14 protein-coding genes are annotated in these 13,259 nt (G+C 40.3%); 9 read left to right on the forward strand and 5 right to left on the reverse strand.

Annotated features, from left to right (window positions below; genetic code table 11):
- Positions 1-161: 161 nt before the first annotated feature.
- A complete protein-coding gene (locus NSTCB13_RS14685; RefSeq protein ID WP_448272807.1) occupies positions 162-1,625 on the reverse strand; it encodes an ABC transporter substrate-binding protein in 1,464 nt (487 codons plus the stop codon).
- A 71-nt stretch (positions 1,626-1,696) separates the two neighbouring features.
- Positions 1,697-3,067 carry a protein kinase domain-containing protein gene (locus NSTCB13_RS14690; RefSeq protein WP_448272808.1) on the reverse strand — a complete coding sequence of 457 codons (1,371 nt, stop codon included), beginning with the start codon at positions 3,065-3,067 and terminating at the stop codon, positions 1,697-1,699.
- A 397-nt stretch (positions 3,068-3,464) separates the two neighbouring features.
- Here NSTCB13_RS14690 and NSTCB13_RS14695 point away from each other — a divergent pair, with 397 nt between their 5' ends.
- From NSTCB13_RS14695 to NSTCB13_RS14710, 4 genes are all read left to right on the forward strand, one after another.
- A complete protein-coding gene (locus tag NSTCB13_RS14695; protein WP_448272809.1) occupies positions 3,465-3,692 on the forward strand; it encodes a hypothetical protein in 228 nt (75 codons plus the stop codon).
- A gap of 51 nt (positions 3,693-3,743) precedes the next feature.
- A complete protein-coding gene (typA, locus tag NSTCB13_RS14700; protein ID WP_448272810.1) occupies positions 3,744-5,534 on the forward strand; it encodes a translational GTPase TypA in 1,791 nt (596 codons plus the stop codon).
- Between the two features lie 270 nt (positions 5,535-5,804).
- Complete coding sequence (locus tag NSTCB13_RS14705; protein ID WP_448272811.1) at positions 5,805-6,179, forward strand: hypothetical protein; 375 nt, start codon at positions 5,805-5,807, stop codon at positions 6,177-6,179.
- Between the two features lie 10 nt (positions 6,180-6,189).
- Positions 6,190-7,389 carry a caspase, EACC1-associated type gene (locus NSTCB13_RS14710; RefSeq protein WP_448272812.1) on the forward strand — a complete coding sequence of 400 codons (1,200 nt, stop codon included), beginning with the start codon at positions 6,190-6,192 and terminating at the stop codon, positions 7,387-7,389.
- Positions 7,390-7,597: 208 nt separating this feature from the next.
- Here NSTCB13_RS14710 and NSTCB13_RS14715 read toward each other — a convergent pair whose 3' ends face one another.
- The 3 genes from NSTCB13_RS14715 to nagA all read right to left on the reverse strand — a co-directional run bounded on the left by NSTCB13_RS14715 (position 7,598) and on the right by nagA (position 9,648).
- Entirely contained in the window at positions 7,598-8,041 is a 444-nt protein-coding gene (locus NSTCB13_RS14715) for a DUF29 domain-containing protein (RefSeq protein ID WP_448272813.1), read from the reverse strand.
- Positions 8,042-8,248: 207 nt separating this feature from the next.
- A complete protein-coding gene (locus NSTCB13_RS14720) occupies positions 8,249-8,434 on the reverse strand; it encodes a tetratricopeptide repeat protein (protein WP_448272814.1) in 186 nt (61 codons plus the stop codon).
- A gap of 50 nt (positions 8,435-8,484) precedes the next feature.
- A complete protein-coding gene (nagA, locus tag NSTCB13_RS14725; RefSeq protein ID WP_448272815.1) occupies positions 8,485-9,648 on the reverse strand; it encodes an N-acetylglucosamine-6-phosphate deacetylase in 1,164 nt (387 codons plus the stop codon).
- Positions 9,649-9,807: 159 nt separating this feature from the next.
- Between nagA and purE the strand changes: the two genes are divergently transcribed.
- The 5 genes from purE to NSTCB13_RS14750 all read left to right on the forward strand — a co-directional run bounded on the left by purE (position 9,808) and on the right by NSTCB13_RS14750 (position 13,212).
- Entirely contained in the window at positions 9,808-10,326 is a 519-nt protein-coding gene (gene purE / locus NSTCB13_RS14730; RefSeq protein WP_445632192.1) for a 5-(carboxyamino)imidazole ribonucleotide mutase, read from the forward strand.
- A 287-nt stretch (positions 10,327-10,613) separates the two neighbouring features.
- The gene (locus NSTCB13_RS14735; RefSeq protein ID WP_448265322.1) at positions 10,614-10,913 is read left to right on the forward strand and encodes a putative quinol monooxygenase; all 300 of its coding nucleotides are present in this window, start codon (positions 10,614-10,616) and stop codon (positions 10,911-10,913) included.
- Between the two features lie 153 nt (positions 10,914-11,066).
- The gene (locus NSTCB13_RS14740) at positions 11,067-11,846 is read left to right on the forward strand and encodes a class II glutamine amidotransferase (protein WP_448272816.1); all 780 of its coding nucleotides are present in this window, start codon (positions 11,067-11,069) and stop codon (positions 11,844-11,846) included.
- 422 nt (positions 11,847-12,268) lie between these two features.
- Complete coding sequence (locus NSTCB13_RS14745; protein WP_445628212.1) at positions 12,269-12,658, forward strand: helix-turn-helix domain-containing protein; 390 nt, start codon at positions 12,269-12,271, stop codon at positions 12,656-12,658.
- Between the two features lie 2 nt (positions 12,659-12,660).
- Positions 12,661-13,212 (forward strand): transposase, encoded by a 552-nt coding sequence (locus NSTCB13_RS14750; RefSeq protein WP_445632092.1) that lies wholly within the window; start codon positions 12,661-12,663, stop codon positions 13,210-13,212.
- The last annotated feature ends 47 nt before the right edge of the window (positions 13,213-13,259 follow it).

Below are 13,259 nucleotides of genomic sequence, written 5' to 3' on the forward strand. Positions count from 1 at the left end.
TCTGGGTAGAGAAAAAAACTTTTCCTTAGAGAAAAATCGAAGCGATCGCTTCAATTTTTGATTGCCATTAAATTAAGCAGTTTAGTATGACATTCAAATTGAATAAATTACCTATTTGAAAGCAATTTATATCTTTAGAATGACAATTAAGATCGAAAAAACTACTTCTTATTCAAGAGGGCAAAATCGTAACCAGTCCCACTAGAGCAAGACTCGCAACGCTCAATTTTGACAAGCATTGCTTCTCCTTGACGCTCCCCGGATGCCGAAAACTGAATCATTCCGGTTGCACCAGATGTTGAAAAATTCGGATTAGACAATACCCTTTGTAATCCTTCGCGGGTACTATCTTTTTTTAAACCAGCAATAATTGCTTGGAGTGCATCATAAGCTCCTGCTGTTCTCTGATTTACTTGTGCATTCCAAAGCTGAAAGGCATTTTTGGCAAAGGGGTTATCTTTATTAGCATCACGATGCCAATACACAGGTAATACCATTCCTTCGAGATCCTTGCCATTTTGCAAAGTTGTTGCACTGTACATAGTTTCAGAAGCAAACAGTGGCTTTCTACCTTTAACTTCTTGTGCTACTTTGGTGGCAAAGTAGATATTTCTGATTGAAGGCATTAGTAAAAAGCCATTTGCATTTTCTGTTTCTATGGCTTTATCTACAAAAGCTTTAGGGTCAAAATTCTTATCTGCTAAATTGCAAGGCGTACTAATAACGTTGCTGCCATAATTTTGGATAGCTTGAGTGTACTTTTCTACAAGTATCTGATTTGATGAAGAGGTTGGATTATCTCTTGAATTACGAACATCGCCACAAATAGCAACATTCCTTGCTTGTCGAGCAATGTAGCGAGAATGAGTATCTACTAAATTATCATATAAGGGATTTACGTGAAATAAGTAGTTATTTGTGGAACTATTAGGCTGACTATTTAATGTATTATTATTTAACTTTCCTGGATTTTCTGCTTGATTTGGTAGCTCGACGGGTAAGACTAAAACCAAACCTTTCTCTTTATATATTTCTGCGTTGCGTCTAACACCCACAGCAGCTACAAGGCTTCGATCTTCAACTAATTCATTATCTAGCCGTGCAGAATCTTCTCTATTATCAGCACTTGCAATTACAATTTGCAATTTTTTACCATTAATTCCTCCTTGGGTATTAACTTCATTTTGAGCTTGAGCTACACCGCGTAAAATCTCTTCTGCTAAACTAGGATCGAAATTAATTGGTGCGACGATCGCAACTTTTATAGCTGATGAATTATCTCGCGCTATTTTGGCATTGTTTAAATAAATTAAAGTTTCTGGGTCATTGCGATTATTTTTCAGAGAATCAGTAAACTTTTTAACGGCAGTAACGTAATCTTTTTCAGCAAAAGCTTTAACTCCATCTGTCTTTTCAGGGGATGTTTGCACTTTCACCAAAATCCTTGTACCCAAATTCATTAATGACGACTTATTTGTAAATGAAGATGAAGTTTGTGTGGGGTTTGATGGTGTTGTTACGATAGTAGAAGATACTTTGTTAATTAACCATAAAATAGCTGCTACCATTACCCCAGCCAGGCCCAAAGAAATAAGTAGTCTCAAGTTTTCTTTTTTATTTATCATGAATAATTACCAATCTTTTACAAAATTTATCTTAATAGAGAGATTTATGACAATTGAACAAAACCAAAAAACTAAAGATATTTAGCAATCAGGTTGTTGATTATTTCAGATACGCCCACAATAATAACTGTTAATAAACCTGCTAGAATAACTAGCAATCCTACAAGTAACATCCCATTTAAACCAGCTTTAAAAAGATTATTAGTTAAGAGATTTCTGAAAATAAAGACAACGAGTAAATTGGCGATGATAGCAATAACAATTAAATAAGCTTTTTCTAGAAGTGGGCGAGATTGAATAAAGATTAATCCTACTAAAATGAGCAACCACAATCCAGAGCTAATCCAAGTCGTTCCAAGAAAACTTATAAGTGCGATCGCTAAAAATGAACTACCCGATCCAGCTATTATTGCTCCAGACAATAATCTCCTGTTAGATAATTGTGGTAGATATCGAGTTGATTGATATTGATTTTGCAGTTGCGTTCTTGATGGTAGAGTAGGTGGAATAACTGTAGGAGGTGATGTATACCTTAGCGGTGGCAACTTCTTCAAGTCTTGTAAGACAGCCTGTGCAGATTGATAACGCTGTTCGTGATTTTCTTGTAGACACTTGTTAAGAATCATCTCTAATTCTTGACTTATGGGTTGCGTTAAATGCTGCCGCCAACTAGAAGTCCAACCATAGCCTTGTTTCATCCACAAACTCGAAGGAGAAATATTGGTCAGCAGTTGAAAGCAAGTTATTCCTAAACTGTAAATATCACTAGACAGAAAAACTTTACCCGTTTGCATTTGCTCAATTGGTGCATAACCCAAAGAACCAATAATTGTCCCGATCGTAGTGTTTGTAGGTTCCGTTTTTTGTTTTGCCACCCCAAAATCAATTAGTACTAACTTCCCATCATTTTGACGACGAATAATATTTTCTGGTTTAATATCTCGGTGAATTACTTGTTGTTGATGGATGTCTACCATTACGGATAATAAATCATTTAAAAAATCTCGAATTTTGGCTTCATCAAAAACTCCCTGTTGTTTTAACTCTTGCAACAGATTTTGCCCTTCGATAAACTGCTGCACTAAATACAGATATTCAGCTTCCTTAAAATATGCATATAAATTGGGAATTTGGACATGTTCTCCTAGTTCTTTGAGACGTTTAGCTTCTCGTTCAAACAACTCAGTCGCTTTTTTATGTGCCTGACTACCCTGACTGGCATAAAATTGACTTAGAACCAGCTGCTTAACAACACATCGTTCATTGAGCTTGTCTATATCTTCTGCAATATATGTGCGTGAAAAACCTCCTCTTCCTAATGGTGCGATGATTCGGTAACGATTTCTCAATAGCGATACCAACTGTGTGCCACAACTGAGGCAGAAATTTGCCCCGTCAGGATTTTTGGGATTCTCGCAATTAGGATTTAGGCAGCAGACCATATAACTATCGCTGTCATTTTATTAGTTTTTAGGATATACCTTAAATTCTCTAGAAGCGTTACATTGTAAAGTCTCTACATAGATAATGACGTAGGCGTAGCCCGCACTTCTCTACGAGACGCTCTTGCTAGCTTGCTTCCACGAAGTGGTACGACAAGCTTAGTGACCATCGTAGACATCGCTTCTTACTCTCCTAAACAATTGACCTCGCTCTACATTGTGAGAATTCTGTGTAAGTTGAATATTTTTGTAGAGATACCCACCCCATTCTAGTCAATAAAAACCAGGCTTGGCGATCGCTTCTCTATCGATCCCAAACACGAAATAACCTGACTTTTAGCAGCCAGGAACTTCATCTCTGTGTGACAAAGATCGCACTTTTCACCAAAGTATTTCAATGACAAAATTCTCTATGCGAATCAACCGCAATTCTCAAAAGCAATACAGCCCTTCAGTTAACACCTGTTTGTCACAGAAGCTTTTTTATCCCACCAACGCCGTAATTACCACACATCTCGATTGTGGGGTTTACAAAACTCCCCGCAATTGTGACGATTACGCTAGAATTATTAAAGGTTCTTTACAGAATTTGCCGATCCTTCTCAATTCTGTTAAAACAGCCTAGCATTCAAATGTAAATCTTATAAACACCCTCTAGAGTTCACCAAAAGCTTCTATGACGCTCCCAATTCGCAACGTCGCCATTATCGCCCACGTTGACCACGGCAAAACCACGCTGGTTGACGCACTTCTCAAACAATCCGGCATTTTCCGCGAAGGCGAAGACGTTCCGGATTGCGTTATGGACTCCAACGCCCTAGAACGGGAACGGGGTATTACTATCCTGTCCAAAAATACAGCAGTTCGCTACAAAGAAACACTAATTAATATTGTTGATACTCCTGGACACGCTGACTTTGGTGGCGAAGTTGAACGGGTACTTGGCATGGTTGACGGATGTCTGCTGATTGTCGATGCCAATGAAGGCCCCATGCCCCAAACACGCTTTGTTCTGAAAAAAGCTTTAGAAAAAGGGCTGCGTCCCATCGTTGTCATCAACAAAATCGATCGCGGTCAAGCTGACCCCCACGTTGCAGTTGATAAAGTCTTGGATCTGTTCTTGGAATTAGGCGCAGATGAAGACCAATGTGATTTTCCTTATCTGTTCGCCTCCGGGATGGGAGGTTTTGCCAAAGAAACATTGGAAGCAGAATCGGTAGACATGCAACCTTTGTTTAACGCGATTTTGAAACACGTTCCATCACCAGTGGGCGATCGCAATAAGCCTCTACAATTACAAGTCACAACCCTAGATTATTCTGAATATCTGGGACGGATTATCATTGGCAGAATTCACAATGGTACTATCCGCTCAGGACAACAAGCCGCTTTAGTTACAGAAAATGGCACCATTGTCAAAGGTAAAATTACCAAGTTGATGGGCTTTGAAGGACTCAAGCGCGTAGACTTGGAAGAAGCAACCGCAGGTTATATTGTGGCGGTGGCTGGTTTCGCCGATGCTTATATTGGGGAAACGATTACCGATCCTAACGAACCCCAAGCTTTACCACTAATTAAAGTAGATGAACCAACTTTGCAAATGACCTTCTGGGTGAATGATTCACCCTTTGCTGGTCAAGAAGGCAAGTTGGTAACATCAAGACAAGTGCGCGATCGCCTATTCCGCGAACTTGAAACCAACGTGGCTTTACGTGTCGAAGAAACCGATTCTCCCGATAAATTCCTCGTTTCCGGTCGTGGAGAACTCCACCTGGGTATCTTAATTGAAACCATGCGCCGGGAAGGCTTCGAGTTTCAGGTATCTCAGCCACAGGTTATTTACCGCGAAGTCAACGGTCAACCTTGCGAACCTTACGAACTCTTGGTGTTAGACATTCCTGTTGATGCTGTGGGTAGCTGTATCGAACGCCTGGGACAACGCAAAGGCGAAATGCAAGATATGCAACCAAGTAGTGGCGATCGCACCCAGTTAGAGTTTGTCATACCCGCCCGTGGTTTGATTGGTTTCCGGGGTGAATTCATGCGAATGACTCGTGGTGAAGGCATCATGAACCACAGTTTCTTGGACTACCGTCCACTCAGTGGTGATATTGAAGCCCGTAACAAAGGCGTTTTAATCTCCTTTGAAGAAGGTGTTTCTACATTCTACGCCATGAGAAACGCCGAAGATAGAGGAGCATTCTTTATTACTCCCGGCACAAAGGTTTACAGAGGCATGATTGTCGGCGAACACAATCGTCCGCAAGATTTGGAACTGAATATCTGTAAAACCAAGCAGTTAACCAACCACCGCGCGGCTGGTGGCGATGAACTAGTGCAACTGCAAGCACCGATAGACATGAGCCTAGAACGTGCTTTGGAATACATTGGCCCCGATGAATTGGTAGAAGTTACACCCCAATCAATTCGTCTACGGAAGATGTCGAAGAAGTTAGCGAAACGGTAAGTAAAGTTGATTGATTTAGAAAGCCCACATTCATTAGTGGGCTTTTTATTTTGTTGGTTACATCTGTATATGTCTTTTTTAAGTTGCTCAAGTCCTCGAAACTTTCTACTGTTGTTTGTCGTACTTATATCTGAAAAGACAAATTTTTCTTCTATGAAGATTTATGCAAATGTTCGTTATGTTCATTAAAGAATGAGGTTTTGACTGGTATAAATAAACATAATTGTCAGTCTTTATAAAAACAACTAACTAAACTTTTATTAGTGCAGTATGACCGCAAATAACATTAAGTTTACGATCGCCTTCAACGACGCTGACTTGGACGCGGAAGAAAGGGACGAACAGGTTCAACGGCTAATTACTGAACTCAAGCAAATTGACGAGGTAGATGCAGTTGGTCGTGTTCTTGATCCCAGACCACCAGAGGGCAACAAAGCATTAGGCGGGTTTCTGGTGGGTCTATTAATGGCTGAGGTAAATACAGCCAATGCGAAAAAGTTTATGGGATTTTTGGGCGATCGCCTCGGTGGTAAACCTATTGAACTGTCGGTGAAAGCTAATGGCAAGAAGTTGACGGTGAAAGCCCACAGTCGCGAAGAACTAGAAGCGGCCATCAAAGCAGCCCAAGATTTTATTGCAGCATAGACAAGAAAACATGGCAAAGGTAGCATTGCTGATTGGAGTCAGTGAGTATGAGCCAGGACTAAATCCTTTACCTGCGGCTGTCAAAGATATCGAGGCGTTGCAACGGGTTTTGAAAGATTCGGAAATGGGCGGGTTTGATGACGTGAAAGCGCTTCCTAATCCTGACCGACAAACAATGGAATCTGAGATTGAAACCTTGTTTTCGGGTCGAGCCAAAGACGATCTTGTGTTGCTATTTTTCTCTGGACACGGCATCAAAGATGATGGTGGCAAGCTGTATTTTGCAACTCGGATAACTCGCAAGAATTCCAAAGAGGAGTTGATTCGGTCAACAGCTGTACCTGCCAACTTTGTTCAAGAAATTATGAACAATAGCCGTGCTAAACGGCAGGCAATTATCTTAGACTGTTGTTTTAGTGGAGCGTTCGACCCTGCCTTACAAGTCAAAGATGATGGATCGGTTGACTTGCAAACACAACTTGGATCTGAAGGGCGAGTGGTACTCACTTCCTCCAGTTCAACTCAGTATTCCTTTGAGCAGCAGGGATCAGACTTATCGATTTACACCAGATATCTAGTCGAGGGGATTGAAACAGGAGCAGGCGATCGCAATGAGGATGGGTTTGTTTCGGTGCTGGAATTGCATGAGTATGCTGCCAGTAAAGTACAGGAAACTGCCCCAAAGATGACCCCAAAGATCATCGTTCTTAAAGACAAGGGGTTTGAAATTGTTCTCTCTAAAGCACGAGTTACTGACCCTAAGCTAAGATATCGGAAAGCCGCTTCACGTTATGCAAATGTCGGAAGTATTCGACCTGCTGGTCGGGCTGTTCTGAATACACTGAGGCAGCAGTTAGGCTTGACCTCTCAAGAAGCTACTGAAATTGAAACCGAGGTATTACGCCCTTATCAGGAGCGATTAGAGAATTTACAAACCTATAGAGAAGCTTTAATTGCAGAAGCAGAGCATGAATATCCTTTAAGTGAGGAAGCCTGTAAAGAACTGAATATGCTTCAAGAGCTTCTAGGGTTAAAAGACGATAATATTTTGCCAATTAAGCAACAAATCGAGGCACACTTTGTCCATACTCAGGTATGTCAAGCTTGCAAAGGATCGGGAGAAGTTCGCAAACGCGTAAGAACTCCATTTGGTTCTTTTACTGAAGTTTCTATTTGTCCTAATTGTAAAGACTCGGAGAAATTAACCTAGATTTTATCAGTTAATTAAGTCATGAAAACTTTATTAAGATAAGCAGATTAGATAAAGATGTAAGTGTTCGCCCTTAGCGTGCGTTTAGTAAAATCCTTGAGTAAAAATGAAGAGAACTGAAAAAGGATTATTCCCATGACTATTCGTGAAACTGCGATCGCTCTTGGTGCTGCTTTGATTTAACCAAAATTAGATAATACTGCTATCTTTAAGGTAAATAATTTTCATCTAATAATTGTACAAGAGTGTAAGGACACTTTTCTAATAAAATAGTTAAATCGGTTTTAACTTTCACAAAATCAACTGCACTTTGATAAATATTCTCTAAATCATCCTGTAACTTTTTTGTTAAATTTGTTGTTAAATGATTATTTAAGTCATATCTAAAAGTTTTAATTTCTCCAATCCAATGACGATAGTTTCTCTCATATTCAATCTGCCAATATTGGAGTAACAATATATGAATAATAATTTGCCTTAAAAGACCTTTGGCTTTAGCTAAATCTCTTCTACCCAAACTGATTAATTCCTCAATTAAGTTTTCTAAATCAAGCTGGCTAAACTGTTTTTGTTTTAATAATTCAATAGTTTCTTCTAACCATAAATTCTCATCGGTTTCATAGAGTTGTTTTAGTTTGGTAGTAATTGTCATTTTTTTACCTTCTACATACATTCCATAATTTAACTATATACAATTATAAATTTACAGATTTTCACACAAAGCGATCGCCGATTAAAAATTATCAATATATTTTGTTAGAAACATTAATTGATTTGCCATATCCTCGGCTTCTACACGTATGCGATCGCTTTTGTCTCAGTGATGGGAATCGACAAGAGCGATCGCATGGTTTGATAACTATTCTCCAAATTGGTCTTGAGCTATACCCAAAGACTGCTGCAAGAAATCTGTCGCTCGTTCATACTGTCCCAGTGAGTTGTAAGCATTGCCCAAATTATATAAGGATAAACCTTTGCCGTTGCGATCGCCTATTTCCCTAGCGATATCCGATTGGTTTATGATGTCTATCTCACAAATGTACATTTTTACTGAGTATAATTAACGCTTCTTCCCCTATCACCTTGAAGCGAAATTTAGCCCAATAATCGCTGCCACGTTAGTTCGTTTGTCGCTTCATCCCAATGCCAGCGTAATAAATTAGCAGGTTGACTCTTGGTAATTCCAGGCAAACCAATCGCTTGTCTAGGTGCATCCGTAGCTAGTAAAATGGCAGTCTCTACATCACAAATCCCCCACTTCACCAAATTCTGCACTCCCACTAATAAAGGTAAAGTCGTCCCTGATAAAGTGCCATCGGCTAGTCGTGCCGTACCGTTTTTAACTTCAATTTCCCGACTGTCCCAAGGATACACGCCATCGGGTAGCCCCAGAGGTGAAAGGGCATCACTAACGAGGAACAGCCCTTTTTCTTGATAGCTAGCGCGAAGTAATATTTGCAGCATTGTGGGCGAAACGTGTTCGCCATCAGCAATAAAACCACACATCACATCAGAATGGGTAATTGCTGCTCCTAATAATCCTGGTTCGCGGTGATGCAATGGTGGCATGGCATTGAAAGCATGAGTTACCATCGTTGCACCGAGTTCAAAAGCAAGTTGCGCTTGGGCTGATGTCGCCTGAGAATGTCCTAAACTAACGGTAATTCCCAAAGAACGCAAATATGGAATTACTTCGTCAGTGGGATCTAACTCCGGCGCTAAAGTGATGATTTTCACAACGCGGGCATAATCTCCCAAAACCCGCCTTACCTCGTCAATTGTTAAGGGTAACAAGTACTCTGCTGGGTGTGCGCCGCGCTTATGGTAATTCAAACATGGGCCTTCTAAATGGACTCCGAGAATCTTGGCACCAGCTTGTTGACAGGGGATAATATCAGCAATCACAGCAAGCGATCGCTGAATATTTTCTACTGAAGTTGTTACAAGTGTCGGTAAAAATCCATCTACCCCGACATCCCACAAAAATTGCGTTATTTTCTGGAGTACATGAGCATTTTCAGCCGTTAAATCAGGAAATGCCAAACCCAATGCACCGTTAATTTGCAAATCAACGCCACCCAATGAAATCCAGTCACCTGCAACATCGATCGCAGATGCACAGATGTCTTTCCCGACTGTATCCATTGGCAAGATTTGCTCTATTATGCCCTCTTGATTAACCAAGAGCATCTGCAAATCTTTGTAACCAGGCACTCTAGCATTGATAATATCTACAGGATTTTGTGTTGCTTGGGTCATCACACTGAGGAGAAGATAGCTAAATCTCTCCGATTTTAGATGAAACAACCGACGATTAATCCAAAATCCAAAACTTGTACTGAGTTTCGACTGCGCGGTAATCGAGCGAAGTCGAGATTCAACTACCGCGAAGTCGAAGTATCCAAAATCCAAAATTCTATGGCTCCTCTAGTTGGTATTATCATGGGCAGCGATTCCGATTTGCCCACTATGAAAGATGCGATCGCAGTTTGTGAAGAATTTGGTATTGAGAGCGAAGTAGCGATCGTTTCGGCTCACCGCACCCCAGAACGCATGGTGCAATATGCTCAACTTGCACACCAACGCGGTATTAAGGTAATTATTGCAGGTGCCGGTGGTGCTGCCCATCTACCTGGAATGGTAGCGTCTTTGACTCCCCTTCCTGTGATCGGTGTTCCTGTACCCACTCGGAACTTACAAGGTGTAGATTCTTTGTATTCTATTTTACAGATGCCTGGTGGTATTCCTGTGGCAACAGTAGCGATCGGTAATGCCAAAAATGCCGGTCTTTTAGCAATACAAATCCTCGCAACTCATCAACCAGAATTGTTAGAAAAAGTACAACAATATCGTCAAACCTTATGTGAATCAGTAATTGCAAAGCAAGCAAAACTAGAACAACTAGGCTATGAACAATATTTACAGCAGATGTTTTAATAAATATTAATACCAGAGCAGCAGGGAAGATCGGGGAGCAGGGGGCAGGGAGCAGGGAGCAGGGGAGGCAGGGGGCAGGGAGCAGGGAGCAGGGAGCAGGGGAGCAGGGGAGCAGGGGAGCAGGGAGATGAGGGAGATGAGGGAGTGAGGGGACAAGGGGATAAACAAAACTCATTACTCATTACTCATTACTCATTACTCATTACTCATTACTCATTACTCATTACTCATTACTCAACACTGTTTTGACCAATGACCAATGACAAATGACCAATGACAAATAACAAATGACAAACCAAACTATTCAAATTGTTGCCCGTGTTATTGCTTTGCCTAACAAAGTAGAAGAACTAAAAGCTGTACTGTTGGAACTTATTGAGCCAACCCGTCAGGAAGCAGGTGCGATTAAGTATGAACTTTTGCAAAACCAATACGATCCAACAGACTTTACTTTTGTAGAAGAGTGGACTTCTGATGAAGCCCTGAATACTCATCTAGATTCACCCCATTTCCAAGCGGCCGCAGCTAAACTCGAAGGTTTAGTGACTGCTGCACCAGATATCCGCCGTTACCATCTTTTGGCATAGTGTCATCATCCTAACTAGAAGCAGACTCTTTATTTTTGGGGATCGTTTGGCATATCTCAGCCTTAAATTCTAAGATTGAAGCGATCGCTCCAGAATCAATGCAGCATTCTGAAGTATCTTGATCCTGAGACCTTAGTCAAAAATTGAGAGCTAATGTGCCAATTGCTCGGAATGAATTGCAATGTTCCAACGGATATTTGCTTTTCTTTTGAAGGGTTTTCTGCACGGGGAGGAAAAACGGATGACCATAGCGATGGTTGGGGCATTGCTTTCTTTGAAGGAAAGGGATGTCGAATGTTTTTAGACGCTCAACCTTCTGTTGCTTCTCCGGTAGCTGAGTTTGTGCGGAGTTATCCCATCCACTCAACCCATGTCATAGCCCATATCCGCAAAGCTACTCAGGGTGAAATTGCCTTACACAATTGCCATCCTTTCCGCAGAGAATTGTGGGGCCAGTATTGGGTGTTTGCCCACAACGGTAATTTGCCAGATTTTGATCCAGAAAATTTGGGCTTTTATCAAGCCGTAGGTGATACCGATAGTGAAAAAGCATTCTGTACGATCCTAGAAACATTGCGATCGCGCTTTCCTAAAGGTAAGCCCGATATCAAGGAATTGTATTTTGTGCTGCAAGAAATTACTGCTGTAATTGCTACAGTAGGTATATTTAATTACTTATTATCAGATGGAGAACACTTTTTTGCTTATTGCTCAACTAAACTCAGCTACATTATTCGCCAAGCGCCCTTTGCTGCTGCCCATTTAATTGACCAAGACATGACCGTAGATTTTCGGGAAGTGACTACTGAACGCGATCGCGTCGCTGTCATTGCTACCACGCCCCTGACTGACAATGAAGTTTGGACACAAATTCAACCAGGGGAATTACTAGTTTTTCAGGACGGGCTACCCCTGAAATATGCATTCAGTTAATCATAAATATTTGTTCGATTTTTCCCATTTAGATAATTTCTAAATGGGTTTTGTTTTTGATGCTATTTATATTGTAATACATACAGTTCATAATCATACCAATTGAAAAAAGAATGCGACAAATAGATCATTTGTAGAGACGCGATTTATCGCTTCTTTAGCCAAGGATATGTTGCAATCATTAATTGAATTGGTATCACCAATCAAACCCTGATGTAGAGACACTATTTATCGCTTATTGAAAGACCAATTATCTACACCAATAACTCTCGATCGCACAGTATTGGATGTGGCTCACTGTTGTAATTTATCAATTTATATAAAGTCCCCCAACTTAGTTGTTACCAATATATAAAATTTACCATTTACAGCACTTTCGAGGTAAATGAGGTACACATAATATTGGTGTATCAAGACTTAAAATGAAAGCATACTCAATCGATTTACGAGAAAAAATAGTAAATACTTACGAAAAGGGTGGTACTTCAATAAGAAAGGTTGCTGTGCAATTTGGTGTAGCAAAAAGCTATGTGCAAAAGCTAATCCAACTTCATAGAGTGCAAGGACATCTAGAACCTAAAAAGCAAGGTGGAGCCATGAAGGGTAGGTTAGATGATTTCGTGAGCGAATTAGCCGAAATGGTTCAAATTTACCCAGACGCAACTTTATTGGAATATTGCGAATATTTTGGAGAAAAATACAACGTTTGGGTGTGTGCAAGTGTGATGTGTTGTGCATTACAAAAACAAAAATTAACGCGAAAAAAAAGTGAAAGTGCAGCCAAGGAAAAACAGAAAGAGTCCAAAAACTGAGAATAGAGTATTGGGAGAAAGTAAAGCAAGTAGACCCAGAAGACCTTGTATTTATAGATGAAATGGGTGTTTTACTTGGCTTAACTAGAACTCATCAAAGAAGCGAGCGCGGTACTAGAACGTATAATTTTAAACCATATTATCGGGGAGCAAAAATAAGTGTAATCGGAGGAATTAGCTTAAAGAAGGTTTTAGCCGTGATGACTTTAAACGGCTCAATGGATGGAGATGCATATAAAGTTTTTGTAGAACATTTTTTACTTCCGCAATTATGGGTTGGTGCAGTCGTTGTAATGGATAATCTACCTGCTCATAAAGTCGAAGAGATTAAGCTTTTGATTGAAGGAGTGGGAGCAAGTGTTCTTTATCTATCTCCTTATTCTCCTGAATTCAATCCAATTGAACATTGGTGGTCACAATTAAAAGCTTTTCTGAAACAATTTTCTCCCAAGAGTGCATCTGTCGTTGATGGTTTAATTAAAATTGCGCTGAAACTAGTTGATCCAAAGCATCTAAAAAATTGGTTTACTAATTGCTGCTACTGTACCTCATGAACCTCAAATTTGCTGTAACTTGGTATAAAATTATAAGTTTACACGGA

It is taken from the genome of Nostoc sp. DSM 114160, assembly GCF_053470305.1.

Coding starts and splice junctions, on each gene's coding strand:
- NSTCB13_RS14685 (WP_448272807.1), bottom strand. CDS start 1,625: ATGATAAATAAAAAAGAAAACTTGAGACTACTTATTTCTTTGGGCCTG.
- NSTCB13_RS14690 (WP_448272808.1), bottom strand. CDS start 3,067: ATGGTCTGCTGCCTAAATCCTAATTGCGAGAATCCCAAAAATCCTGAC.
- NSTCB13_RS14695 (WP_448272809.1), top strand. CDS start 3,465: ATGACAAAATTCTCTATGCGAATCAACCGCAATTCTCAAAAGCAATAC.
- typA (WP_448272810.1), top strand. CDS start 3,744: ATGACGCTCCCAATTCGCAACGTCGCCATTATCGCCCACGTTGACCAC.
- NSTCB13_RS14705 (WP_448272811.1), top strand. CDS start 5,805: ATGACCGCAAATAACATTAAGTTTACGATCGCCTTCAACGACGCTGAC.
- NSTCB13_RS14710 (WP_448272812.1), top strand. CDS start 6,190: ATGGCAAAGGTAGCATTGCTGATTGGAGTCAGTGAGTATGAGCCAGGA.
- NSTCB13_RS14715 (WP_448272813.1), bottom strand. CDS start 8,041: ATGACAATTACTACCAAACTAAAACAACTCTATGAAACCGATGAGAAT.
- NSTCB13_RS14720 (WP_448272814.1), bottom strand. CDS start 8,434: ATGTACATTTGTGAGATAGACATCATAAACCAATCGGATATCGCTAGG.
- nagA (WP_448272815.1), bottom strand. CDS start 9,648: ATGACCCAAGCAACACAAAATCCTGTAGATATTATCAATGCTAGAGTG.
- purE (WP_445632192.1), top strand. CDS start 9,808: ATGGCTCCTCTAGTTGGTATTATCATGGGCAGCGATTCCGATTTGCCC.
- NSTCB13_RS14735 (WP_448265322.1), top strand. CDS start 10,614: ATGACAAACCAAACTATTCAAATTGTTGCCCGTGTTATTGCTTTGCCT.
- NSTCB13_RS14740 (WP_448272816.1), top strand. CDS start 11,067: ATGTGCCAATTGCTCGGAATGAATTGCAATGTTCCAACGGATATTTGC.
- NSTCB13_RS14745 (WP_445628212.1), top strand. CDS start 12,269: ATGAAAGCATACTCAATCGATTTACGAGAAAAAATAGTAAATACTTAC.